The 26,386-nt window shown below is 29.7% G+C and carries 26 protein-coding genes and 1 other annotated feature; of the genes, 7 read left to right on the top strand and 19 right to left on the bottom strand.

The window, feature by feature from the left end; translation table 11 throughout:
• Nucleotides 1-6: 6 nt before the first annotated feature.
• The 6 genes from A7L45_RS05325 to A7L45_RS05300 all read right to left on the bottom strand — a co-directional run bounded on the left by A7L45_RS05325 (nucleotide 7) and on the right by A7L45_RS05300 (nucleotide 8,241).
• A complete protein-coding gene (locus A7L45_RS05325; RefSeq protein ID WP_308167596.1) occupies nucleotides 7-852 on the bottom strand; it encodes a carbohydrate ABC transporter permease in 846 nt (281 codons plus the stop codon).
• Nucleotides 853-857: 5 nt separating this feature from the next.
• Nucleotides 858-1,763, bottom strand: a complete 906-nt coding sequence (locus tag A7L45_RS05320) for a carbohydrate ABC transporter permease (protein ID WP_071611806.1) — start codon at nucleotides 1,761-1,763, stop codon at nucleotides 858-860.
• Between the two features lie 82 nt (nucleotides 1,764-1,845).
• Nucleotides 1,846-3,156 (bottom strand): ABC transporter substrate-binding protein, encoded by a 1,311-nt coding sequence (locus A7L45_RS05315; RefSeq protein ID WP_071611805.1) that lies wholly within the window; start codon nucleotides 3,154-3,156, stop codon nucleotides 1,846-1,848.
• 127 nt (nucleotides 3,157-3,283) lie between these two features.
• On the bottom strand, nucleotides 3,284-4,828 hold the full coding sequence (locus A7L45_RS05310) for a response regulator transcription factor (protein WP_071611804.1): 1,545 nt from the start codon (nucleotides 4,826-4,828) through the stop codon (nucleotides 3,284-3,286).
• 4 nt (nucleotides 4,829-4,832) lie between these two features.
• Nucleotides 4,833-6,602 (bottom strand): cache domain-containing sensor histidine kinase, encoded by a 1,770-nt coding sequence (locus A7L45_RS05305; RefSeq protein ID WP_071611803.1) that lies wholly within the window; start codon nucleotides 6,600-6,602, stop codon nucleotides 4,833-4,835.
• A gap of 247 nt (nucleotides 6,603-6,849) precedes the next feature.
• The gene (locus A7L45_RS05300; protein WP_071611802.1) at nucleotides 6,850-8,241 is read right to left on the bottom strand and encodes a family 4 glycosyl hydrolase; all 1,392 of its coding nucleotides are present in this window, start codon (nucleotides 8,239-8,241) and stop codon (nucleotides 6,850-6,852) included.
• 163 nt (nucleotides 8,242-8,404) lie between these two features.
• On the opposite strand from A7L45_RS05300, the gene A7L45_RS05295 reads away from it, so the two are divergent.
• Nucleotides 8,405-9,256: an AraC family transcriptional regulator gene (locus A7L45_RS05295; RefSeq protein ID WP_071611801.1), complete on the top strand. Its 852-nt coding sequence runs from the start codon at nucleotides 8,405-8,407 to the stop codon at nucleotides 9,254-9,256.
• 430 nt (nucleotides 9,257-9,686) lie between these two features.
• Nucleotides 9,687-9,857 carry a DUF362 domain-containing protein gene (locus A7L45_RS05290; RefSeq protein WP_071611800.1) on the top strand — a complete coding sequence of 57 codons (171 nt, stop codon included), beginning with the start codon at nucleotides 9,687-9,689 and terminating at the stop codon, nucleotides 9,855-9,857.
• 60 nt (nucleotides 9,858-9,917) lie between these two features.
• Here A7L45_RS05290 and A7L45_RS05285 read toward each other — a convergent pair whose 3' ends face one another.
• From A7L45_RS05285 to A7L45_RS05265, 5 genes are all read right to left on the bottom strand, one after another.
• The gene (locus A7L45_RS05285; RefSeq protein ID WP_071611799.1) at nucleotides 9,918-10,769 is read right to left on the bottom strand and encodes a YitT family protein; all 852 of its coding nucleotides are present in this window, start codon (nucleotides 10,767-10,769) and stop codon (nucleotides 9,918-9,920) included.
• Between the two features lie 136 nt (nucleotides 10,770-10,905).
• Nucleotides 10,906-12,297 carry an asparagine--tRNA ligase gene (gene asnS / locus A7L45_RS05280; protein ID WP_071611798.1) on the bottom strand — a complete coding sequence of 464 codons (1,392 nt, stop codon included), beginning with the start codon at nucleotides 12,295-12,297 and terminating at the stop codon, nucleotides 10,906-10,908.
• 66 nt (nucleotides 12,298-12,363) lie between these two features.
• Nucleotides 12,364-12,635: a binding site (T-box leader), on the bottom strand.
• Between the two features lie 171 nt (nucleotides 12,636-12,806).
• Nucleotides 12,807-13,058 (bottom strand): hypothetical protein, encoded by a 252-nt coding sequence (locus tag A7L45_RS05275; protein WP_071611797.1) that lies wholly within the window; start codon nucleotides 13,056-13,058, stop codon nucleotides 12,807-12,809.
• A gap of 126 nt (nucleotides 13,059-13,184) precedes the next feature.
• Nucleotides 13,185-14,048, bottom strand: a complete 864-nt coding sequence (locus A7L45_RS05270; protein WP_071611796.1) for a YitT family protein — start codon at nucleotides 14,046-14,048, stop codon at nucleotides 13,185-13,187.
• Between the two features lie 51 nt (nucleotides 14,049-14,099).
• Nucleotides 14,100-14,819, bottom strand: coding sequence for an MBL fold metallo-hydrolase (locus A7L45_RS05265; RefSeq protein WP_071611795.1), 720 nt, complete (start codon nucleotides 14,817-14,819; stop codon nucleotides 14,100-14,102).
• 205 nt (nucleotides 14,820-15,024) lie between these two features.
• Between A7L45_RS05265 and A7L45_RS05260 the strand changes: the two genes are divergently transcribed.
• From A7L45_RS05260 to A7L45_RS05250, 3 genes are all read left to right on the top strand, one after another.
• Nucleotides 15,025-15,393, top strand: coding sequence for a VOC family protein (locus A7L45_RS05260; RefSeq protein ID WP_071611794.1), 369 nt, complete (start codon nucleotides 15,025-15,027; stop codon nucleotides 15,391-15,393).
• 292 nt (nucleotides 15,394-15,685) lie between these two features.
• A complete protein-coding gene (locus A7L45_RS05255; RefSeq protein ID WP_071611793.1) occupies nucleotides 15,686-16,486 on the top strand; it encodes a flagellar motor protein in 801 nt (266 codons plus the stop codon).
• The gene (locus A7L45_RS05250) at nucleotides 16,486-17,247 is read left to right on the top strand and encodes an OmpA/MotB family protein (RefSeq protein WP_071611792.1); all 762 of its coding nucleotides are present in this window, start codon (nucleotides 16,486-16,488) and stop codon (nucleotides 17,245-17,247) included. The genes A7L45_RS05255 and A7L45_RS05250 overlap by 1 nt, the downstream gene beginning before the upstream one ends.
• A gap of 44 nt (nucleotides 17,248-17,291) precedes the next feature.
• Here A7L45_RS05250 and clpA read toward each other — a convergent pair whose 3' ends face one another.
• The 6 genes from clpA to proB all read right to left on the bottom strand — a co-directional run bounded on the left by clpA (nucleotide 17,292) and on the right by proB (nucleotide 23,966).
• Nucleotides 17,292-19,628 carry an ATP-dependent Clp protease ATP-binding subunit ClpA gene (clpA, locus tag A7L45_RS05245; protein ID WP_071611791.1) on the bottom strand — a complete coding sequence of 779 codons (2,337 nt, stop codon included), beginning with the start codon at nucleotides 19,626-19,628 and terminating at the stop codon, nucleotides 17,292-17,294.
• Nucleotides 19,629-19,630: 2 nt separating this feature from the next.
• Complete coding sequence (locus tag A7L45_RS05240) at nucleotides 19,631-19,966, bottom strand: ATP-dependent Clp protease adaptor ClpS (RefSeq protein WP_071611790.1); 336 nt, start codon at nucleotides 19,964-19,966, stop codon at nucleotides 19,631-19,633.
• A gap of 329 nt (nucleotides 19,967-20,295) precedes the next feature.
• Nucleotides 20,296-20,676, bottom strand: coding sequence for a hypothetical protein (locus A7L45_RS05235; RefSeq protein WP_071611789.1), 381 nt, complete (start codon nucleotides 20,674-20,676; stop codon nucleotides 20,296-20,298).
• 266 nt (nucleotides 20,677-20,942) lie between these two features.
• Nucleotides 20,943-21,731: a YdcF family protein gene (locus A7L45_RS05230; protein WP_071611788.1), complete on the bottom strand. Its 789-nt coding sequence runs from the start codon at nucleotides 21,729-21,731 to the stop codon at nucleotides 20,943-20,945.
• A 95-nt stretch (nucleotides 21,732-21,826) separates the two neighbouring features.
• Nucleotides 21,827-23,083, bottom strand: a complete 1,257-nt coding sequence (locus A7L45_RS05225) for a glutamate-5-semialdehyde dehydrogenase (protein ID WP_071611787.1) — start codon at nucleotides 23,081-23,083, stop codon at nucleotides 21,827-21,829.
• A 64-nt stretch (nucleotides 23,084-23,147) separates the two neighbouring features.
• Nucleotides 23,148-23,966, bottom strand: a complete 819-nt coding sequence (gene proB / locus A7L45_RS05220) for a glutamate 5-kinase (protein WP_071611786.1) — start codon at nucleotides 23,964-23,966, stop codon at nucleotides 23,148-23,150.
• A 261-nt stretch (nucleotides 23,967-24,227) separates the two neighbouring features.
• Here proB and A7L45_RS05215 point away from each other — a divergent pair, with 261 nt between their 5' ends.
• Both A7L45_RS05215 and A7L45_RS05210 read left to right on the top strand, forming a co-directional pair.
• Complete coding sequence (locus A7L45_RS05215; protein ID WP_071611785.1) at nucleotides 24,228-24,782, top strand: hemerythrin domain-containing protein; 555 nt, start codon at nucleotides 24,228-24,230, stop codon at nucleotides 24,780-24,782.
• Nucleotides 24,783-24,950: 168 nt separating this feature from the next.
• Nucleotides 24,951-25,364, top strand: coding sequence for a hypothetical protein (locus A7L45_RS05210; RefSeq protein ID WP_071611784.1), 414 nt, complete (start codon nucleotides 24,951-24,953; stop codon nucleotides 25,362-25,364).
• A gap of 245 nt (nucleotides 25,365-25,609) precedes the next feature.
• Here A7L45_RS05210 and A7L45_RS23115 read toward each other — a convergent pair whose 3' ends face one another.
• Together A7L45_RS23115 and A7L45_RS05205 are read right to left on the bottom strand one after the other, a co-directional pair.
• Entirely contained in the window at nucleotides 25,610-25,771 is a 162-nt protein-coding gene (locus A7L45_RS23115) for a hypothetical protein (protein WP_169829567.1), read from the bottom strand.
• A gap of 80 nt (nucleotides 25,772-25,851) precedes the next feature.
• The gene (locus A7L45_RS05205) at nucleotides 25,852-26,370 is read right to left on the bottom strand and encodes a DUF5667 domain-containing protein (protein WP_071611783.1); all 519 of its coding nucleotides are present in this window, start codon (nucleotides 26,368-26,370) and stop codon (nucleotides 25,852-25,854) included.
• Nucleotides 26,371-26,386 lie beyond the last annotated feature (16 nt).

Here is a 26,386-nt window from a genome sequence, read left to right as displayed (position 1 = left end):
ATTTTATTAATCCTTAAGTCCACTTGTTGCTACACCTTCTACCAACTGTTTTTGAAATATTAGAAATATAACAACTACTGGTACTAAAGACACAACAGACATTGCAAGCATTCCCCCATAATTATTAAATGAGTTTGGGTCAAGATATAAATTCAAAGCTAAAGAAACAGTAAAATGCCTTGGATTACTCATAAAAATTAGAGGTTGAAAAAAGTCTTGCCATATCCAATAAAAAGAAAATATTGTTGATGTAATTACAGCTGGAACTACTAATGGAAAAATAATTTTAGTAAAAGTCTGAATTTTACTACATCCATCAATTTCAGCAGCCTCATCTAGCTCAATTGGTAATCCACGAATAAATTGTACAGTTAAAAATATAAAAAATGCACTACCAAAAACCCATGGAATTATTAATGATGCAATATTATTTATAAGCCCTAGTTTCTTGAATATAATAAATTGTGGTACTACCATAACTTGGTTAGGTACCATCAGCGTCATCATTACACAGAAAAACCAAAAATTTTTACCAAAGAATTTTATTCTAGCAAATGCATAAGCTGCAATCACTGAAGAAAAAACCCCTCCAACGGTTCCAATTACTGCAACAATTACTGAGTTCCACATGAATGTTCCAAAAGATACTCCTCCAATTCCTTTCCATCCTGAAGAGTAGTTTTTCACAATGTCCCAATGTTTAGGTATTAATGAATATGAATTAACAAATATTTCAGAATTCGTTTTAAATGAACTACTTACTAACCACAACAATGGATAAATCATAATAAGACCTAATATTATAGTAAAAAAATGAAACATAAATGATCTTAATTTTTTATTTTTTCCCACCTTTATCACTCCTTTGATTCGTAATGTACCCATGCTGTCTGGGATTTAAATAATACTGCAGTAAATATTCCAATTATAGCAACCAATACCCAAGCCATAGCACTACTGTATCCCATGTCAAAGTAGGTAAATGATTTTCTATATAAATTTAATACATAGAATAAGGTACTGTCCATTGGACCACCTTGAGTTATGATATAACTTTCTGTAAATGCTTTAAATGCATTAATTATTTGCAGAATTAAATTAAAGAAAATTACTGGAGTGAGCATTGGTATTGTAATTTTAAAAACCTGCCTAAAAAAACCAGCGCCATCAATACTTGCGGATTCATAAATACTTTTTGGTAATTGTTTTATAGCAGCTAGAAATATTAACATCGCCGATCCAAATTGCCATACTCCCAGTGATATTATTGTCCATATAGCAGTTGATGGATTACCTATAAAAGATATTTTTTGATGTATCCCAATAATAGAAAGAAGCGCCATTGCAACTCCATCATTTCCAAAAATTTGTTTCCAAACTATTGAAACAGCTACACTTCCTCCAACAATTGAAGGTACATAATACACTGCTCTATATAACCCTAAAAACTTTCTTTTACTATTAAGTAACATCGCTACTATAAATGCAAATATTAACCTTAAAGGCACTAGCATAAACACATAATAAAATGTTACACCCAATGACTTCCAAAAACTTGGATCGTTGAAAAACATTCTTTTAAAATTATCTATACCAATGAATCTAGGTGCACTAAGTAAATTATATTTTGTGAAAGAAAAATATAACGATATAACCATTGGTATTGCATACATAATCAAAAATCCTATCAACCACGGCGCAATAAGAATATAACCAGTTACATTATTGTTTCCAAATTTTAAACTCTTCTTTTTTTTACTCATATAAATTCACAACCTTCACAATGTAATTTTTAATAATGCTTTACAGACTGAATATTATTCCAGCCGTAAAGCATTGATTTTATTATTTAGAATTTCTTCCGAGTATTTCATTGGATTTAGTTCTAAAACTGGCTGCTGATTGTGCAGCCGTAGTTTTACCATATAAAAATGAATTTACTGTATCTGTCAATGCTTTAGTAACCTCAGCTACTCCTGCTGGATCTGCTGGATCTGCTTTTGTTGAATTTTTAATAATAATATCAGCATAATCAAACATATCCTTTTGTTGTGCTGTTAATGTAGGCTTTAGTGTATCTCTTACTGTTGAGGATACTGGTATTCCACGTTCAGCATTTATAACTTTGTTTGCTTCTGGGTCATTTAAAAACCAATTAATAAACTTAGCAGCTTCCTTCTGATTTTTTGAAGATTTAGATACTGAGAAAAACGATGCTGGTTTGTTCCATAAAGCTTTAATTCCTGTACTACTATAAGGAGGTGTTACAATCTTTAAATTAGGGTTTGATTTTGAAACTATTACACCATAATTAGACCAATCCATTGTAGCTCCAGCTGTGCCTGTAACAACTGGCTCAGCTTCCTTTCCTTTTGCACTAATTTGTGCCCATTGATCAGGATTAGGCAATGCTTTTGCATCTTGAAGTCTTTTAAGCATATTAGCATAATCTATGAAAACACTATCATTATCGTATCCTAGTTTTGTACCATCTGCCGAATACATTGTTTTACCATATTGTCTTACCCAATATGGAAAAGTACTTATATTATCTATTTTACTTTGGCCATAAGATCCAGTCTTTTTATGAATTGTTATCATATCTTTTTCAAAGTCAGCCCAAGTCCATGCTGATGTTGGCATTGCAAGCCCCGCTTTTTTAAATACCTCTGGATTATAAGTTATTGCAAGTCCTGTAGAAGCTAAGACAACTCCTGTTAGCTTCCCACTTACTTTACCTGTATTCACCAGATTTTGGTCAGCGTTTGTTAAATCAATAGTCTTATCTGTTACATAAGGTGTTAAATCCGCTAATGTATCATTGTTAGAATATGTTGATATAAACGAGTAATCCATTTGCATTATATCTGGCATGGTATCCCCTGCCGCCTGAGCTGAAATTTTATCAAAATAACCATCCCATCCAGAAGGTGTTGCCTGAAATGTTACATTTGGATATTTAGCTGTATACATTGATAGTAATTTATTAGTATAGTCATGCCTTGACTGTGATCCCCACCAAGTTATTGATAGTTTAACTGGCGCATTAGCATCCGCTTTCGGTTGCGTAGTTGCAGTATCACTTTTCCCACAACCACCTAGTGCTAAAGAACCAGTTAAAACAGCCGCTAAAAGTATAGACATAGATTTTTTCATTAATATTTGCCCCCTTAATGTTTTTACTAGCTTTTTCATTTATAATTTTATTATACAATTGTTTTTTTAAAAAAAGAGTCAAAAAAAACGCTGTTTTTGTTTAAAAATCAGCGTTTTTTGTAAACCGTTACAGTTTTCTATATTCAGATGGAGTATAACCCGTATATTTTTTAAATACTTGGCTAAAGTATTGAGTGTTATCACCAAGTCCTATTTGCTCTGTTATTTCATAAAACTTATAGTCTTTTTTACTCCTAATAAGTTCTTTAGCTTTTTCCATCCTGATCCTAACAACATATCTAGAAAATTTTTCATTAGTGTGTTTGTAAAAAAGCTTACCTAAGTAATTTTCATTTATAAATAATACTTTTTTTGCTATCCAATTTAGTGATAACTCATAATTTTGTATATTATTATCAACGCAGTTTATAACTGTACTAATAATAGCTCCATAATTTTCTGTATTATTATCATAATTTTTTTTAGCTATTTCATTAGCTATATATTTTATATATCCACTAATTTGTCTTAAAGTACTTTTATCTTGGATTTCATATAAACCCTTTGCATATCCTCTAACTTTTTTATGATCACCTTGCCTTAGTATAATCAAAAATATTTCAATACAATAATTTTTAGCCATTTCTATTTCTACTTTTTCTTGATATATCATATTAAAAAAGCTGTCTAATTGCAAGTTTAATCTTTCTATATTGCCTGTTTTAACAGAAACCGCAATCATTTCATTGTAAGTTGAATCACTTAAATTATCTTGTGACTTATTAAACTCAATAATTTTTTCTGTTATTATTTTGTTATCACCAAGATAAAATTCACATTTCAAACATTCCTTAACCTCTAGATACATATTTTGTATACTTTCAAAACTATTTTCATTACTTACCCCTATACAAATATTATATTTAAAATATTTATTAAAAATATCTTTAATTTGGGACAATAAATCTGTCAGTATAGATAAATCAATAGACTTAATTAGCAATAAAACATTATTATCCAATATAGTGCTTAAGTAAACAACATTTTGATTCAATATATCATATGCTATATTCTTTAACGCAAACTTCTCTAGTAAATCAACTCCATTATCCAGTTTAAATACAACAAGCTTAAACTTAGTTTCTTTTATATCAAAGAGTCTTAAAAAATATTCACATTCAACCTTACTATAAGTTACCCCAATTATAAAATCTCTTAAAAACTGTTCTCCGACTTGTGGTAAAACTTTTTTAAAATTATCATTTATATCCGTAAGAAATTTATCTTTTTTTTCTTCTTCTTTTTTTTCTATCTCTATTTTTTTTAAAATATTAATTATTTCATCCTCATCACATGGTTTTAATAAATAGTATTTAACGCCGTATTTCATCGCTTTATTTGCAAATTTAAATTCTCCATATCCAGACAAAATTATAAAAATAATTTGAGGATATTCCTTATATATTCTAGAAATTAATTCTAATCCCCCCATTCCAGGCATTTTAATATCCGTTATAACCGCGTCTGGAACAATTTGCTTAATAATTTCATAAGCATCTATTCCATTCTGGGCCATTCCGCAAAGTGAAAAACCATATTTGTTCCACTCAATGGAATTTGCAATACCTTCTCTTATTATTCTCTCATCATCAACAATCAAAACTTTATACATTCTATCACCTCACTTTGTATGGAATCCTAACTATAACTGTGGTTCCCTCACTTAATTGACTTTTTACTGATATTCCAAATTCTTTACCAAAAAACAATTTTATCCGTTCATCTATATTTTTTATACCAATGCCGGTACTCCTAGATTTATTCTCACCAATTTCTAACTCGTGGAGAAATTCCTTAGTCATACCAATTCCATTATCGATAACTATTACCTCAAGAAAATCTTTTTGCTTTTGAGACTTTATTGTAATTTTACATACACCAGTTAATTGCTCCAGTCCATACTTAATACAATTTTCAACTAATGGTTGCAATGTCATTTTAAGAATATAACACTCCTTTATATCCTCATCTACCAAATCGCTAAAATCTAGTCTTTCCTCATATCTTATTTTTTGTATATTTATATAATCATTTAATAACTTTAGTTCATCTTCAATTTTTATAATACTATCCTTGCTAGCTATTGACGCCCTAAATAAATTTGAAAGCGATTTAACCATTAAAGATATCTTATCCTGTTTATTTGCTTTAGCAATCCAATTAATTGAATCAAGAGTATTATATAAAAAATGAGGATTTATTTGAGATTGTAAGGCCTTTAATTCTGTTTCCTTAACTAATATTTGTTTAATATAGTTTTCCTTTATTAACTCATTTATTTTGTTAACCATGACAATAAAATCATTATTTAACTGTCCCACTTCGTCACATTTGTCATCAGAAATTTTATCTATTTCCATTATTTCAAAATTACCATTTTCAACTTTTTTCATTTTTTTACTTAATGTAATTATTGGTTTTGTTATACTACCCGCAAAACCGAGTCCCATAGAAACTGCTAAAATAAAAATCATTAAAAAGCAACATAACATAATAGTTCTCATTAATTTTATATTTTGAAAAATATTTTCATAGGACAAAAAATTAACATATGTCCACTTAGAATAGTTTGACACTTCACGATTTAGTAAGAATTTTTTTCCGTCAATATTATATATTTCGTTTGACATATTATTTAATCCAATATCTATTGCCTTCGCTGAAGTTATTTTTTTATCTTTGTATATCATATTTTTATTTTCGGACAATATTATTAAATTTGCTTTATATTGTGGAGACATATTTGAAACCGAATTCACTAGGTTATCAGCATCAATTCTTATTATAAGTGTGCCTATTACCTTAAAATTGCTAATAGATCTTATCTTCCTAGCTAAAATAAAATTTTTATTATCCTCTTTAGGTTCTATCCACACAAACCCTCCAGATTTTTTTTCTAATCTTTTCATAACTTCATTTTGAATTGTATTTGCAATTGTAATTGTGCTATTTCCAACTGTGTACATACTACCATTTATATCAACAAGACTAACAGATGATATATAACTTTCAGATTGAGATTGATTTCGCAAAATATCTTCCATTTTTGAAATAGCTACATATCTTTCATAAGATGATTTTTTATTATTAATTGTACTCAAATATTCCTGCGTTTGATTTGAAGTTATAACACCAAAACTTAGACTTTCAACCTTTCTAAGTTCATTTTCAATATTAGTAGAATATATATTTAGAATTTCTGATGAATTATTAATTAATTGCCTATCATATACTTTAAAAGTTACCTGTAATAACAGAAACGATAACATACTAATTATTAACACTAATGTTGCTAATATAATAAAAACCTTTCTTTTGATAGTCATTATTTTATAAAAATTAATAATATATGTTTTTACATTACTTAAATAATTATTTATTACCACAGTTTTCCTCCTTAGTAATTATTAAAACGAAATCGTTATCATGATATCTGTAAAATCTATTTCAGACCTATTTCAAAGTTTATTACTTCAATAATACAAAAACCTTATATTATATTTACATTTATTAGTCTACCACAAAAGTATTATAAAACATAAACAATCCTTACTGTAAAATAGTTCTTAATAAAATTAAATAACCTGAGTTAGTATTTATCACTAACTCAGGCCAATTGTTCATTATTAAATTTTAATTCCATCCATTAAGATATTTTTTTGTATTATCAAACATTTCATTAAAAAGAACCTGCGCATCTTTTAATGAGATATTGACTAAAAGAGGATCATTTACAAATGCAGCAAAAGCTAATTTCTTATCTTTAGCTAAAGTCGCTGTGAGTATTGTTTCTTGGTTCATAACCACTCTATGCACAAGCCCTAACACATTACTTGGTAATTTTCCTGCCATTACAGGTTTAATACTGTTTTTTGTAAAAACAGCATTTGTTTCTACAATAGCGCCTATTGGTAATCCAATTACTTGACCATAGTTTGGCATGTTAACATTAGTTACGAGGTTCCTGATTCCAAGAAGTGCCTTAATTATATTAACACCCTCTTCCCCTGTTTCCTTTAACTCAAATTTTTCAGAGCCAGAAACTAGTCTTTCACTTCTTTCTAATCTCTCTTTGAGTTGGCTTTTTCTGAATTTTACGGTTGTTAATCCGAATTTCCAATTTTCAACAGTCTTTGGGTCCTTTAAGTACCAATTTCCTGGAAGGAACTCAGCAAGATGTCTATCACCAGCTGCAGCAATAATTCCATATCTTAAAAATAGATCAAATTTAACTCTTTCAGCTGATTTAAATGTATCATTCATCCAATGCCCCCCCTCATTTCCAACAAAACCGTTTTCATAGTTTTTATTGACAAATTTTGAATAGACTTCGAATAAGTTTATATCTTTGTAATAAGCTTCATTAATCCATGTAAAATGATTTATACCAAGCACATTAATTTTAATTTCTGATCTTTTTGCTTCTTTAACGCCCATTATATCACTTAATGCATTGATTAAAAGGTTCTGAGTTGAAAATACCTCATGACAACACCCAAAGGCCTTGATTTCAGGAAATACCTCATATAAAGTTCTAACACATAGTGACATGGGATTAGTATAATTTATTACCCATGCATCAGGACAAAACTTTTTTAAATTCTCTGCAATTTCAACATACATTGGTATTGTTCTATGAGCCCTAAATTGACCACCAGGTCCAACGCTATCCCCTACAGATTGGTATATCCCATATTTTTCAGGAGCATGCACATCTGATTCCATCTCATCGAAAGTTCCTGGTAGAATAGATATAATAACGAAATCAGCATCTTTCAAAGCCTCTTTTAATGATTTAACTACTTTATAGTTCCAATTACTTTTAGAATAATTTTGACCTTTAATCGAATTGCCGATAATTTCATTACACTTAGCTGCTTCATAATCAATGTCGTATAAATATACTGTACCTGAAAGTTCTTCTTGTGAAGCCAAATCACTCATAAGACCCCATGCCCAGCCTCTAGAACCACCCCCAATATAAGCTACATTAACATTTTTAACTTTATTTTCATTTAAAATCATAAGTAATTCCTCCCTATAACTATTCTCTTTTTAATATCTTTATAATTGCATTATAGAGCAACAATTGATAGCTTTCAGCACAAAACTTGCTCTAAAAATTAATTTTCTACAAATCTTGTTGTAATAATAATTAGTAAGCACTATAATTTTATTAGGTGATGCTATGAACGAAAATATTAAAGATCATGATAGAATTGAAAAAGCCTTTGAAATAACCAAAATAAAACAAGTTGGAAATATAAGTATGAAAACGAATCACTACCATGATGACTATGAGATCTATTATTTATTAGATGGTAAGCGACATTATTTTATAAAAGATAAGGTCTATGATATAAAAAAAGGAGATCTAGTATTTGTTGAAAAAAATGAGATTCATAAAACTTTTGATGCCGGGGCTCCATATCATCAAAGGATTTTAATAACATTTAAAAAATCATATTTGAATAATATATTAGTTGAAGCAAAAAATTACGATCTACTTTCATGTTTTCATGGAAATGCTAATGTCTTAAGGCTAAAAACTGACGAACAGAAATCTATCGAAAGTTTATTATCTAAAATGCTTTATGAAGATACACATCAAGTTGATAGTTCTTCAATTTTTTTAAAAATGATGCTTACAGAGTTTTTAATCTTAGTTGAAAGATTATTAAAAAATGCACCTAGTTATCACATTGAAACAACAAATCTTACTCATAAAAGGATATCTGAAATCATTACATACATTAATAAAAATTATGGAGAAAATTTAACTTTAGAATTTTTATCAAAGCGCTTCTTTATTAGCACCTACTATTTAAGCAGAACTTTTAAAAAGGTAACTGGTTTAAATTTAAACCAGTACGTTAACACTATTCGAATAAAAGCAGCCGAAAAATTATTGTTCTCCACGGAGCTAAATATTACCAATATATCCGAAAAAGTCGGTTATCGTAGTATCACCCACTTTGGGAGAGCATTTAAATCAATAACAGGTGTCTCCCCCTTAAAATATAAAAAAATACTTTCTTAATATCAATCCTGTGTTCAATAACACGTGCAAGTTTTAGCTACAAAACAAATTTATAATTTTTTTTATTTTATATTGAATACTTAGGTGAAATCCTACACATAATATTATCAATAGTTATTAACTCACAGCTACATGGATGAGCTCATCATTAATATAGATACAGCTAAAAGTTACTAACTACCATAAGTGTTAAATGAACTGTGTTAAATTTAGTTTTTAGCTGTAACTATTATTTAATTCAGTTCATTTAATACTTTCCCCTTTAAATTTATATGATAAATAATCGTCCTCACTAATTTACCATAGATTAATCTCTATGGTTATTATTTGTTAATTTTTTAACAATATACTCTATTTTTAAAAAACGCTTTATTTATTAGTCCAATTATGATACTATGTAGTGAATTAGTAAAAAAAGGAGGTCGTTATTATGTCATATAAAATTACTGACGCATGTGTAAGCTGTGGAGCTTGTGAACCTGAATGTCCAGTTAACGCTATAAGCCAAGGAGATTCACAATTTGTTATTGATGCTGATACTTGCATCGATTGTGGAGCTTGTGCAGGTGTTTGTCCTACAGGAGCACCAGTTGAAGCTTAATTAGAACATATTTAAAAACAATCTATTGGCTTTCGTCAATAGATTGTTTTTTTCATTTTTTCATTCATCTATATCTTTAAAACCTTCTCCAACCGTTTCATGTACATTATATGTGATTATAAAAGCCATTTTATCAATTTCTTTTATATGATTTTTTAATTTTATAAACTGCTTTTTACCTAAAACAGTAGTTATAATTTCTTTTTCATCATTAGTATAAGCTCCCTTAGCCATGTAAAGTGTTGCCCCTCTATTTAAATCTTCAATTATAAACCTTTTTATCTCTTCCCCTTTTGAACTAACCACTTCTACCTTTTTACAATTATTAATTCCAGCAATAACTGCATCAACGGTATATCCATTAATAATAACTCCTAGTAAGGCATACATCCCTATTCTAGGACCAAATGCTACACCTGCAAGTATCGTTATGAAAAGGTCTGCTATAAGCAGAGATTTACCTATCTCTAAGTGAAAATACTTATTAAGCATTTTAGCTATTATGTCAGTTCCTCCTGTGGATGAATTTTGATTAAACACCATACCCATCCCTACGGCTCCAATTAATATACCAAATATCAATTCTAGAAATATGTCATTTGTTATACTACCACTCATAGGAAAAAGTTTTTCTAATACCCATATCATACCAGATAATCCGAAACTAGCATACATTGTCCTTACTCCGAAACTTGACCCTATGAACATAAATCCTACAACAAATAAGACAACATTTAATACAAACATTAAAGCCCCGATAGTAAGACCTGGCATATACTGATTTATAACCATAGCAAGGCCACTAACACCCCCTACTGCTAAATCATTTGGTATTAAGAAAAAGTAAAGCCCTAAGGCTACGAGTGCTATTCCGATAGTTATCAGTATATATTCTTTAATAATTGTTTTCATGATTTATTCACCCCTTATTTAAATTATAATATTTAGATATCAGAATAATAACACATTTTAAAAAAAATCTCTCAGCTTAAGGGCTAAGAGATTAATATTGTACTTACATTTATATTTTATTATGTTATTTCTTAGATTAAAATTCAGCAGATCCAGTTGTTCTTGGGAATGGAATAACATCTCTTATGTTACTCATACCTGTAATATACATAATAGCTCTTTCAAATCCTAGTCCAAATCCAGCATGCTTAGTTCCGCCGTATTTTCTTAGTTCTAGATACCACCAGTAATCTTCTTTATTAAGACCACATTCTTCCATTCTAGCTTCTAGAATATCTTGTCTTTCTTCTCTTTGGCTTCCACCTATAATTTCACCTATCCCTGGTACAAGTAAGTCCATTGCGGCTACTGTCTTACCATCCTCATTTACTCTCATATAAAATGATTTTATTTCTTTTGGATAATCAGTTACAAATAGTGGTTTTTTGTATACCTCTTCTGTTAAATATCTTTCATGCTCAGTTTGAAGATCACAGCCCCAAGTTACTGGATACTGAAATTCTTTCCCTGATTTCATTAAAATATCTACAGCTTTAGTATATGTAACCTGACCAAATTCTGAATTTACAACACCATTTAATCTTTCAATTAAACCTTTATCTACGAAACTGTTGAAAAATTCCATTTCCTCTGGTGCATTTTCCATAACATATTTTATTATGTATTTCATCATGTCTTCTGCAAGTTTCATGTCATCATTTAAATCTGCAAAAGCTATTTCAGGCTCTATCATCCAAAACTCAGCTGCATGTCTTCCTGTGTTAGAATTCTCAGCTCTAAATGTTGGTCCAAATGTATAGACATTTCTAAAAGCTAAAGCAAAAGACTCTGCTGCTAACTGACCACTTACAGTTAAGCTAGTCTCCTTGCCAAAAAAGTCTTGTGAATAATCAACCTTTTTGTTTTTATCCATTGGAATATTACTAAAATCAAGGGTAGAAATTCTGAACATTTCACCTGCACCCTCGCAATCACTACCTGTAATTATTGGTGTATGAGTATATACAAACCCTCTTTTTTGAAAAAACTCATGAATAGCAAAAGCAGTTAATGAACGTACTCTGAACACTGCAGAAAACGCATTACTTCTTGGTCTTAAATGTGCAATAGTTCTCAAATACTCAAAAGAATGTCTTTTCTTTTGAAGTGGATAATCGGTATCTGACATTCCTTCAACTATTATTTTAGTAGCTTTAAGCTCAAATGGTTGTTTAGCATCTGGCGTTACAACTAATGTTCCTTCAATGGTAAGTGATGAACTTATAGGTAATTTAGATATCTCTACAAAATTATCCAACTTTTCTTCAAAAACTACTTGAATATTCTTAAAGAAACTTCCATCATTTACTTCTATAAACCCAAATGCTTTAGAAGCCCTTAAAGTTCTTATCCATCCTGAGATAGATACTACTTGATCTGCATATTTTTCACTGCCTCTGTAAATTTGTTTCACTAACAATTTTTCCATAAAATTGCCCTCCTTATAATTTAATGCTTTTGTACATAATAAAAAAAGCCTTTCTTCCCATAATAATAAAGGGACGAAAAACTATAATTTCGCGATACCACCCAATTTGTCATAAACTATGACCACTCTAATTAGTACAAAATTATGTATTCAATGTTTCGAATTATAATTTGATACTACCCAACTATTAACGGATTGGACCCGTCTAAGCCTACTCTCTACTGATTTCGGTTAGAAACTCAAAGATGTTTTTCAATATAAATTTCGTATTGGTCTCTCACCATCACCAAATCGCTAAAACTACCTTTTATATCTACTCTTCTCGTCTTAGTCTTTACATTTAACTTATAAACACTAGTATATTCATTAATTACTTTATATATACAATTAAATTATAATGTTTTTAATAATAAATGTCAAATCCTTATTATAACTGATTAATATATATAAATATCCTATAAAGTAAACTTCCATTGTCTACTTTATAGGATAAGGTTTAAAATTTAATATTATATATCGTCTCTTTCGATTTCGCCTGAGTCTACTTCATCCTCATCTTCAACTATTTCACCAATAACTGCATCTCTCTTAGCTATTTCTCCAGTAGCCTTATTTTCAATAACAATGTTGGATGTTACATGTCCATCAACTTCGTTAATAAAGCTTTTTGCTGTAACATCTCCTTCTACTAAAGAAACTCCCTCTGTAAGTTTTTCTGGGTGATCAAATGTAATTGGTTTACTATTTAATCTATCGTTCATATATATACACTTCCTTTCTAAATCTAGTCTGTGCATGAAGACTTCGAAATATACTTTGGAAATGTTACCTAATTTTCAACTTTAAAACATTTTAAAAATATTAGTATAATGATAACTTATTACCTCTTACTCCGAAAATCCTTCTCCTAGAACTTCTCTCACATCTGCAATAGTAATAAATGCTTTGGTATCTATTTCCTTAACCATTTTTTGAAGGGGTACTATTTCATCTTTACCAACTACTACAAACAATACCTGCTTTTCCCCCTTTGAATACATACCTTTAGCATGTATTCCTGTAACACCTCTATTTAAATCTTTCATTAGTATTTCTGCTATTTCATTTGAATAATCCGAAATAATAAATACCGCTTTCGAAAAATTTATCCCTTCAAGTATACTGTCTATTACTTTAGACACTATGTATGTTGATATTAATGCATACATAGCCTTTTCAATTCCAAATACAAAAGCACCTAATAATATTATAGTTGAATCAATTACTAATATGATTTTGGCAATTGGAACGTTTTTCAAATAAACCTTTATAATATTTGCAGCAAGATCTGTTCCGCCAGTACTTGCAGATGCTCTTAATACAAAGCCTAAGCCTATACCAACAAATACACCACCAAATATACTAGCTATCAACAGATCAACCTTTGGTACTGGAATAAAGCTTGTATAAAACAATGCAAAAGACAGATATGCTGCAGCAAACATAGATTTACCAACAAATGCTCTTCCCTTAAGTTTTATAGCAATAGCAAGTAACGGTATATTTATCACAATATTAGTAAACCATAAAGGAATGTCTACCCCATAATTCTTAATAGATAAATACTCTATAACAATAGCAAGACCTGATACCCCACCAGTTACTAATTTTAAATTAGCAAAAAACATATTTATACCTGCTGCAAGTATTGTGGCTCCAATCATAATGTATACATAATTTAAAACATTCTCATTTTTTGTTTCTCTTCTCATCCTAATTATCCTACTTTCCAATTTATACTTTATCCAAATACATAAATCCTTTTAATATATTATCTCCTGACCTGGATAATTTATTAGAGCAGCTTTTATATTTATCTTATTCATTCGATTTACAAACTGCTTAGTAATATCCACATCATCTCCGAAATGCATTGGTATAAGTACCCTTGGCTGAATATTTTTCGCAAAATATTCTCCCCCTATATAATAATCCCCGCAAAGTCTCGGATCTACTGGAAAAAAAGCTATATCTATAGGTTTTTCTTCTTTTATTTTTTCTATATGAGCCTTAAATAATGACTCCGCAAGTGTTTGTTCGTCTAAACTATCTTCTTTCCAGTGCCACCAATTTAGATCTCCAGCATGGAAAATAGTTAATCCATCTACTTTTACTAAGAAAGATATTCCAATATCCGTAGAACCATAAGCTTTTACATAAATATCCTGGAATACTTTTTCGTCACCTTCCCCCATAAAATTATAATTTGACTTATCTTTATCAGTTTTTATATCATCACTAAGTATATATTGTATATTATCATTATATTTTTCCCATTCTAAAATTTTAGGATTATAATGATCTGCATGACTATGGGATGAAAATACATAAACATTTTTCATTTCTTTGATATTTTCAGGTGATAGCAAAACTCTGTTCTGATTTTCTATAGGTTCTTTATAATAATCAAATATCAGAAAATGATTTTCAGTCTTAACAACAAACCCACTATGGTATATATAGTATATTTTTGCTTTTTTCATAAATTATCGCTCCCTACATTAACAATATTTTAGTTTAATTATAATCATACTAAAATTATATACAAACTTAGGTTTCAAGTAAATAAAATATCAAATAATATATTTATTATTTAAAAAATCCTATGAATAAAATTCATAGTAAGTTTATAATAAAGATATAGTATATATGATATATTAAATTTTATTAAAAAGGTGGTTATATTAAATGAAGTTTTCTTTTGACCATAATAATATAAATGTTTTAGACTTAGAAAAAAGTGTAGAATTTTATAAAGAGGCCTTAGGATTTGTAGAAACTAGGCGCCATCATCCATCAGATGATAGTTTTACTCTTGTGTTTTTAGGTGATGAAACAACGCAACATAAATTAGAACTTACTTGTATGAAAGATAGAACAGAGCCATATAACTTAGGTGAAAATGAGTTTCATCTTGCAGTAGTTGCTGATAATTATGATGAAGCTTACGCATATCATAAAAAAATGGGCTGCATATGTTATGAAAATAAACCTATGGGGATATATTTTATTATGGACCCAGATGGCTACTGGACAGAGGTTATTCCAAAAAAATAGCATTAGCAAAAACAAACCTAAGCTAATATTTTCAAGTATCCGACTTTAAAATCTACAATATTATTGACTTCAGAAGGAGATTTATACTCCTTTTGAAGTTTTTTTTATGTTTTAACTCAAATTAAACAATAAATTACTATAAATTGAATAAATTTGGTTAAAAGGCTAAATAAAAAATAACTTTGTCCGAAGATTATTATATGATGTTATTTTATTTCTAAAATATTAAACTGTGTTTACATCTTATTATAATAAATATATTATGATGTAAGCTGCAAAATAGGAGGTTTTTATGAACATTTTTTCAATTATATTTATGATAATAAGTTTTGGCTCCATGTTAGGTGGCTTCATGCTGGAAGATGGAAGCCCTGTTATGCTTGCAAGTAAAAGTGCTGCTATAATAGTATTGGGCGGTACCATTGGTGCTGTAGGACTTGGATTTTCTTTTAAAAAATTAAAGAATGTTCCAGCAATGATAAAACTAATATTTACAGCCAAAGATAAGGACTTGGTAGAAATAGTAACATACTTTAAACAATTATCTTTTAAAACTAGGAAAGAAGGCTTACTTAGTATTGAAGGAGAAATAACCGATGAGTTAGATCCTTTCATAAAAAAAGGTTTGCAACTAGTAGTAGATGGAGTAGACCCTCAGATGGTAAAGACTATATTAGAATTCGAACTTGAATCAACTTATGATAGACATAAAGATGGTGCTGCTATTTTTGAAGCTGCAGGTGGATTTGCACCAACTATGGGTATTATAGGTACAGTAATGGGACTAGTTATGGTTTTAAGTAATCTTGCTGACCCTGCAGTACTCGGCGAAAAAATTGCCTCAGCATTCATAGCTACACTGTATGGTGTTGGTTCTGCAAACTTATTGTGGCTTCCTATGGGTGCAAAACTAAAAGATTTAAATAATGAAGAAATTAAAGAAAAACAATTAATAATAGAAGCTGTTCTTTTAATGCAAGAAGGTGCAAACCCTAATATATTAGCAGAAAAATTAAAGGGATTCCTAGATAAAAAACAAATAAAACAATTTAATGATAAAGATAATGAAAAGAATAATGGAGGCGCAGCATAATGAAAAAGCGGGAAGAAAAGGAACCCAATGCTGAAAGGTGGATGTTAACTTATTTAGACTTAATAACATTACTTATGATATTCTTTGTTGTTCTGTATGCATCAAGCAATGCCGACACTACTAAATACAAACAACTAGCCAAATCACTTAATGTAGCTATTAGTGGTGGTGGTGCTTCTATTATTGGTAGTGATACTGCTACAAGTGTTACAAATTCAACAGTCACTGTAGTTGATCCGCCCGAAACTACTACAAACGCTGCAAATAGTAAGACAGCAGAAGAAAACAACATGGAAAGCATCAAAAAAAATGTTGATACATATTTGAAACAAAATGGCTTAGCAAGTAGCGTTTCTACTAAAATCGATGAGAGAGGGCTTGAAGTAAGTCTTAAAACTTCATTGCTCTTCGATGTTGGTACAGCAGGTGTTAAAGAAGATTCAGCTAAAAAGCTAATCAGCATAGGTAAAATATTAAATCATGTTAATAATTACGTAAGAATTGAAGGACACACAGACAGTACTCCAATGAGCAATAATGAATTTAAATCTAATTGGCAGCTTTCAGCAATTCGCGCAACTAATGTTACTGAGCTACTTATTTCAAAAGCAGGAATTTCTCCTAAAAAGATATCAGCAGTAGCATATGGAGAGAATCGACCAGTGGCTACTAATACGACCGAAATTGGAAAAGCTAAAAATAGAACCGTAGATATTATTATATTAAGTAATCAATTTTCAAAAACAGAAAAAATCAAATAAAAAGATGTTGCCGTTTTGTTAGCAACATCTTTTTATTTGATTTTTTATTTGTCCCTTTTCACTTTTCTCTTTTTACTTATCTTATCGGAATTATCTTTTGTTATTGTAAGTTTATCATCCACAATGTCAACTATTGCACTACCACCTGTACTAAGTTCTCCAAAGAGCACCTCATCAACAAAATAAGTTTTAATTTCTTGTTGAACAACTCTGTTAATTTCCCTTGCACCATAATCCTCTGAAAATCCCTTTTTGCTTAACCAAGCATATAAGGCATCAGTTACCTTTAATTTTATATTTTTAGTTAAAAGTTTCTCTTCAAACAACTTCATTGCCTTCTTTGCAATTTGAAGAGCCATAACCTTATCTATTTTATTAAATTCAATTACATTGTCCAATCTATTTCTAAACTCCGGAGAAAATACTCGCTGAACCTCTTTAATAATTGCCCCGCCAGCTCCCACTCTTTCTCCAAATCCAACTATATGTTTACTAGATTCTCTAGCTCCTGCATTTGAAGTCATTATTAAAATTACATTTCTGAAATCTGCCTTTTTACCAGTGTTATCTGTAAGTGTTGCATAATCCATAACCTGCAAAAGCACATTAAAAATATCAGGGTGAGCTTTTTCAATCTCATCTAAAAGTAAAACGCAATAAGGCTTCTTTTTTATGGCCTCAATTAACATCCCACCCTCTTCATACCCTACGTATCCTGGCGGTGAACCAATAAGCCTTGCTACAGTATGCTTTTCTTGATATTCACTCATATCAAATCTAATAAGCGGTATATCTAAACTCTTAGCTAATTGTTTACTTATTTCAGTCTTTCCCACTCCTGTAGGGCCTACAAAAAGAAGAGATGCTATTGGTTTATCTTCTTCATTAAAACCGGCGCGAGATCTCTTTATAGCCTTTACTAAAGTGTCGATAGCATCGCTTTGTCCAAAAACCTGTTTCTTCAAATTAAGATCCAAATTTTTCAATGTATCTACTTCATTCCTGGATACACTTTGCTCTGGAATTTTTGCAATAGTAGCTACTATTTTCTCCACTGCACCTACCGTTATAACAATATTATCATTATCACCAGCATAAAGCCTTGCATAAGCACCTGCCTCATCCATAATATCTATAGCTTTATCTGGTAGAAACCTCTCCTTAATATATTTACTAGATAATTCTACTGCTGTTTTTAAAGCCTCATCTTTGTATGTAACATTATGGTAAATTTCATATTTATCTTTAAGTCCCATAAGAATACTTACAGTATCATCAATTGATGGTTCTGGAACTTCAATCTTTTGAAATCTTCTAGCTAATGCGCTATCCTTTTCAAAATGCTTTTTATACTCATCATAAGTAGTTGATCCAATAAACCTTACCTTGCCATCCGCAAGAAATGGTTTTAAAATATTTGAAGCATCCATAGACCCTCCAGAAACTGCACCTGCACCAACTATAGTATGGATTTCATCAATATATACTATAGGTTTCTCTTCTTTACTAATTTCGTTTAGGACTTTTTTAATACGTTCCTCAAAATCACCTCTATACTTTGTACCTGCAATTAGAGCTCCCATATCCAAATAATATATCTTACTTCCTTGCAATACCTTAGGTACTTTATTTTCAACAATTAATTGTGCAAGTCCCTGAGTGATGGCAGTTTTACCTACTCCAGGTTCCCCTACATGAACTGGATTGTTTTTAAGCCTTCTACATAATACCTGAAGTGTTCTAAAAAGAATATCTTGTCTCCCAATAAGCGGATCCATTTCTCCTTTTTTTGCTTTTTCCGTTAACTCTTCCGTAAAATTACTTAAAAAATCTCCTTTTAGATTTGGATTATCCATATCCTCGTCATAAGTATATTCTATTTCTTCTTCGTCTTCAGTGAAACTCACTTGATCTTCTCTTTCACTATCTATACTAGATGAAAAATCAAGCGTATCCACTACAGATATACCATGCGCTATATAATTAAGAAGATCTCGCCTTTTCATTTGCTGTTGTCTTAAAAAATAAGAAGCAAAACTTTCCTCATCATCATACATAGCAACAATAACATCACCTATCTTTACTAACGCTTTGCCAGATAACATAACATGATCTGCAGCGCTTGATAAAATTGTTTGTATCCCAACTGTTTGTATAGGTTCTGTGTCTTCTACAACCTCTATATTTTCTTTTAAAAATTTTTTAATTTGGTTCTTAAGCCTTTTAACATTACCGCCACTATTTTCTATTATTTCTATACCCTCTTCGAAAAACAAAGAAGCATAAAGAATATGTTCAGGGGTAAAGTACTCATGATTTGACATTTGAGCTTCATTAAAAGCTGCGGTAATAATTTCATTTACTATATCATCTAATTGCATAATTACTCCTCTTCTAATGTTAATTTCAGTGGAAATCCACTTTCTTCACACATTTCCATAGTTTGATCAATTTTTGTTAAGCCTACATCATGGCTATATATTCCAGCGACGCCACTACCTTTCTTATGGACATCAAACATAATTCTTGTGGCTTCCACAACCTGTTTTTTAAAAACTCCAACTAGAACCTGCACAACAAATTCCATACTTGTATAATCATCATTGTGAATAACTACCATATAATTACTAGGTTTCCTAATTTTACTTTCTATTTTTTCTTTAATATCAATTTTCTCTTTAGTTTCAATTCCCTCATTAAAAATCCTTTTTTCTGACATATCTAACAACCCCACTGTTTACCTTTAAATTTATTTTTGAATATTTTAAAAAACAACTAGCCAGAATGCTAGTCTACCTTTTTTATGAATATTGGTATAAGACTATTATATCCTACTTAATTATATATTACTGCATTTACGTATATTTTTTCAACTATTGTTCACTTTTATCTTTCATATTTAGAATTATTAATTGTTATACATCATCTATGAATAAAAATATTCTCAAAAAAAATAAAATAGTATCAACCCCAAGGTTATCCTGGAATTTTTACTATTTTAATGTTCTCTACTATATCATTTACATATTTAAGCAAACATAGGCTTTTTTATTGTAATCTCATTTTAGTAATTTCTTTATAATAAGTAATACTTCCAGCCTCATCATCAGTAATTAAACCATCTACAAGTAATATATTATCTATGTCAATCATTTTGAAAGCTTTGGTTTGTTGATTATGTGCATCACAAATCTTAATGCTTAAATTTTTACCTTTTTTATCACCAGTCTTAATTAAAAATAGTACATTTTCGTCTATTCCGGAAAGGTCTTTAAATGTATTAAAATCCTCACTTATTAATAATGATTTAATTACATCTTTTCTTAAGTCTTTTTTTATTATCGCTATAGTATCATCATGTTTGATGAGATATTCTGATATAAAACCTACTAATTCTGTTTTTGATTGAAATAATTGCATATTTGACATTTATATTACCTCCTGAATTAATAGAATAAACCGCTTACTATTTATATACATTATATTGTATTTAAATGCATATGTCAATAGACTGCCATAATAATTTATCAAAGTTTTAATTCTTTGTATTAAGCCATTTACAGAAGATATCATAAAAAACATTAGTTGATAAATCGATTATTATGTATATTTAACTGCATAATTATACGTATATTCGTATATTATTTTCTTTATCAAATTCTATAAGAACGTATCTTCTCTATTCTAATATATTATCATTTATCAAATATAAATGAATTTATCACTGCTAAATATTCCCTTGCAAAGCAAGTAGGAACTAGCATCGGGTGAAGCGGTGCAGGATAACCATATACCTTTAATCCTTGTCTTTGCGCTAAAAACTTAGCTCTGAACATATGAAAATTATTTGTTACAACAGTTACTTCTATATTTTCTTTTTTATCTAATTTTTTCAAGATCTGCGTTGTGAACTTCATATTTTCAAAAGTGTTTGTTGATCTTTCTTCTTTTATAATATTATTTTCTGAGACTCCATGTTTCATTAAAAATCTTTTCATAGCTTCCGCTTCAGTAATGCTCTCACCGGAACCTCTACCACCTGAGACTACTATTTTAACATTAGGATTAATTTCAATATATTTAAGACTTGCATAAAGTCTTTGAAAAAGTGCCGTCGATGGAACTTCACCTCTAATACCTGCACCTAAAATCATAAGATAATCACTTTTTTCCTTATGTTTTGATACAGCTGATTGAATTATTAAACCTTCTATAATTACAACAGATACTAATGCAAGTAAAAAACATATTTTCACCATATTTTTAATCTTGCCTGGTCTTATTAACATATACTTCTTCTTATTTTTTTTCTCTTTTAATCCTAGTGTTATTAATACTATTCCAACCCCTAGATAAAACCATGCAAAAGTTACTATCCCACCAAATATTATTGTCCCTATATAATATATTTCACATAATATACCTAAAATTATATATATATATCCTTTAGTTTTTATTAATCTTCCTAGTCTTCCTATAGGCATAATAACAGCTCCTTCTTAAAATTTTTAAACCATAATTTTTAAAATAATCAAAAATAAGATAAGCATAAATAATTATCTATACTTATCTTATAACATTATTTTCTAACTTGACCATCTCCATATATAAGATACTTTGTAGTTGTAAGTTGTTCAAGTCCCATTGGCCCTCTAGCATGAAGTTTCTGATTGCTAATTCCTATCTCTGCTCCAAATCCAAATTCTGCACCATCTGTAAATCTTGTAGAAGCATTCACATAAACACAAGAAGCATCAACTTCCCTTAAAAATTTCTGAGAGTTCGTATAATTATTAGTTATTATAGCCTCTGAATGTTTTGTTCCATATTTAAAAATATGATCTATTGCATCTTCTATTGTCGAGACAACCTTAATTGAAAGTATTAAATCTAAATATTCAGTAGCCCAATCTTCCTCAACCGCAACCTTTGAATCTTCTATAATTTCCAGGCCCTTTTCACATATTCTTATTTCTACACCTAATCCACAAAGTCTCTTTGATAGTTTTGGTAAAAACTCTCTTGCAATATCTTTATGAACTAGTACTGTCTCTACTGCATTACATACCCCTGGCCTTTGAGTTTTAGCATTAACTATTATTTCTTCAGCCATTTTTAAATCAGCATCTGAATCTACATATATATGGCATATACCTGATCCTGTTTCAATTACTGGTACTGTTGCATTTGCTATAATAGCCTTTTTAAGTCCCTTCCCACCTCTTGGAATAATTACATCTACATAATCATTAAGTTTTACTAATTTATTTACTAATTCCCTATCCACCATCTCAATAAGTTGAATACACCCATATGGAAGTCCTACTGTCGTGGTTGCTTTAATAATAACCTTAGCTAAAGCCATATTAGTATTTATAGCTTCTGACCCGCCTCTTAGTATTATTGAGTTTCCTGCTTTTATACATAAAGCTGCTGCATCTACAGTAACATTTGGTCTTGACTCATAAATCATGCCTATAACACCAAGTGGAACTCTCACCATTGAAATATCTAAATCATTTGGTCGTTTCCACCTTTTCACTCCCTCACCTATTGGATCTGGCAAAGTTGATACATTTCTAAGTCCTTCAGCCATCTTTTCAATTCTCTCCTGATTAATCATTAATCTATCAAGCATCGCAGTAGATAAATTATTTTTTTTCCCAGATTCCATATCCTTATTATTAGCTTTTATTATAGTTTCTTTGTTATCAATTAAAGATTCAGCCATATGCAAAAGTGCATTATTTTTCATAGTGGTACTAACAGTAACCATAATCCTAGACGCAGCTTTTGCATTTCTACCTATATTTATAATGTAGTTATCAAAATCCATTCATACCCTCCTTTTGTCCTTATGTATCTAATAACAGTCACTAACTTCAATTTATTAATCCGTTTTACATTGTATTTTTATTCCTAGCCTTTCCTTTAAATAATGTACCTATTTCAATTCCTTCTAAGATGTCAGTAATAACATTAGGTGTGGAGCCTTCTGCTATAATCATAGCAGCATTTCCATCTACTACAATTTCTGCTGCATTAATCTTAGTTGCCATACCACCAGTTCCAAGCTCCGTTCCTGCTCCCTGTGCTGACTGCTTAATTTCATCAGTAATATTTTGTACATTATATATTATTTTCGCATCAGGATTTACCCTAGGGTTTGAATCGTATAATCCATCAATATCAGAAAGTATTATAAGTAATTCTGCCCCTATTAGATTTGTAACCATAGCCGACAGAGTATCATTATCTCCAACCATTATTTCATCAACGATTACAGCATCATTTTCATTTACTACGGGAATTACCCCTTGTGATAATAACATCAAAAATGTATTATGAGCATTTAAATGTCTCGCTTTATCCCCAAAATCCTCTTTTGTCAAAAGAATTTGTGCCGTGGTTTTTCCATACTCTGAAAAAAACTTTTCATACATGTGTATTAATATACCTTGACCAACAGCTGCCGCTGCCTGCTTTTCTGGTATTGTTTCCGGTCTTTTTGCAAGACCTAATTTTCCCATGCCAGCTCCTATGGCACCAGAAGTTACAAGAACTACCTCAATTCCTTTATTATGAACATCCGCGAGTTGTCTTATAAGACTTTCAATATGTTTGTAATTTAATAATCCAGTAGAATGAGTCAATGTTGAGGTTCCTACCTTAACCACAATTCTTTTTACACTTTCTAAATATTCTTTTCTAATGTTCATACAGACACTCCTCATCTAATACTAATACCTTACTTTTTTTTCTATAAATTTGCTATAATAATCTAATTTTACACCATATAAAGATAAATTTCCATTTATATATTCCGTAACAATTGTAGTTTACCTAGACATATTCATATGATATATTTTAATTAATAAGAATTGCTAATTTGTAAATATGTATATAATGACACATTTTGTTTAAGATAAAGTATAAATACTTAAATAATCCATAAAATAAATTCTCTAGGAGGTATAAATATGAATGCTATAGATTTAATGATTGAAGAACATAAACTTATAAAGAGGATGCTCACTGTAACAAGGAAAATCTCTATTAAGGTGCTTAACAATGAAGAAGTTGATTATAATGATTTTAATAAAGTTATTGATTTTGTACGTAATTTTGCAGATAAACATCATCATAATAAAGAAGAGGTTATTCTCTTTAAAAAAATGGGTGACGTTTTAGGAGAGCGAATAGCTAATGGTCCAATTATGGGTATGCTTGTTGAACATGATTTAGGCAGACTTTTTATAGGAAATCTAGAAACAGCTTTAATTAAATTTAAGGGTGGAGATAATGATTCTAGAGTAGATATAATCGCAAATGCTATAGGATACACTGACCTTCTTTATAGGCATATAGAAAAAGAAGATACCACCATTTATACTTTTGCACAAAGAAAGTTAAACAAAGAGCAACTAAACGAAATTGACCTTGCCTGCCTTGAGGTAGAAAAAGAAGCTAAAAAAAATAATCTTCAGGATACCTATATTACCTTATTAAAAGAATTAGAATCTAAAATTGGTTAACGTTCTTTCCGAACATAGTCAATTTATGATATAATTAATTTATTGTCAGTAGTCATCCCTAGAAACGGGGATGTAGTCATCCTAAGGAATAGATTTAATTTTTATTAACAAAATTTTAAGATGATATAAATTATGACTAAATAAAAACTGTAAAGTGAGAAGATTAAAATGAGAAATGCAAAATTGGAAAGAGCAATAATTAAGATAGATAATGAAATTTCTGCTATGAACATAGCTAAGAAATACTTAACAAATTCAGAAGAAATTAACGCTGTTCAGAATACCATGAATAAAAAAAGACAGTTAATCGCTGATGATTTGTATGTTGATGATAAGAAATGTTATGAGCTGTGTTGTGACTTTATAGAAGAACAACTTGATAAGGAACTGGGACAAGAGGAGCAACAAGAATTACTTGAAGTTATAAAACAAAATTTTGGAAGACAATCTCCAAATGTATCAAAAAAAAGTAATGGCCTAAATGCCTGGTTAAAAGAACTTTGTATTGAATACAAATGGGTTAAAAATGTAGAAACTGATTGGGATCTTTTAGTTATTACTGGATTTGGATTATACGAATAAACTTAATTTGAAACACCAAACCTTGGTAATACTAGGTTTGGTGTTTAATTAATTTCATATTTTTTTTATTTACCTACTACTGGAACATTTTTCGCATCATTCCTCTTCATTTTTTTGTTTTTATCACCTTTACTTTGAACCTCTGGTGACATAGGTCTACTCATTCCCTTTTTAGCCATAATATTTCCTCCTTAAATTTATTTATTATCCTCATTACATATTATTTTATTTAAAAAACTTATTTACTATTTTTCTCCTCTAAAGTCATTATTGATTTTTAAAACTTCCTCTTCATTTAGACTTGTTGATGTCATAACTTCGATAATACCACTTCCACTCTCAAGCATATTTTTTACTAATTCAACTTGCTCTTCATGTTGTCCTTTTGGTAATTTTGTTTTCTTCATAAACATTTCCTCCTCTAAAATTAAAATAAAGTATTGTAACGTTTTATTACAATACTTTATTTTTACCTAGAAGATAATTTTTATTCTACTTTGTTTGGCACACTAACACTTTTCTTCTCTTCTATAGCAACTTTATATAAACTTTGTTTTTCTTTTAACAATTCTTCAGCCACCCTTATTGCTACCACATCACCAGATTTCTTCGCTTGCTCTAAACTAACTTTCACTAATTGATATTCTTGTCTTGTGGCGTCTAACTTATTTCCCTTTTCTAATTCTTTAATCATATCTTTCGCCAATTTATATTTTTCTTTATCTGTCATATCATCACATTGTGCTAATCTTTCATTTTCAATTTGTAAAATTATTTCTGTTTTCTTAACATCCTCAAAGTTTAAAAATAATTTTAGATTATACAATCCCGTATTAATAAAATAGAAAATGCTATCTGTTATGATTTTTGTTTCCTTATTTACAACCTCATTTATATTTATTTCATTACTTGTACTATTAGAATTTTCAACACCTATTGCAAACACCTGTGTATTTATGATTATTGTAAATACTATAGCTGCAACTAAATTACTTACTCTCTTCATGTTAATTCCTGGTTAA

Source organism: Clostridium estertheticum subsp. estertheticum, assembly GCF_001877035.1.
Classification (GTDB): Bacteria; Bacillota; Clostridia; order Clostridiales; family Clostridiaceae; genus Clostridium_AD; species Clostridium_AD estertheticum.
Note: the sequence above shows the minus strand (reverse complement) of the source record. Positions and strands in the feature narration are given on the sequence as shown.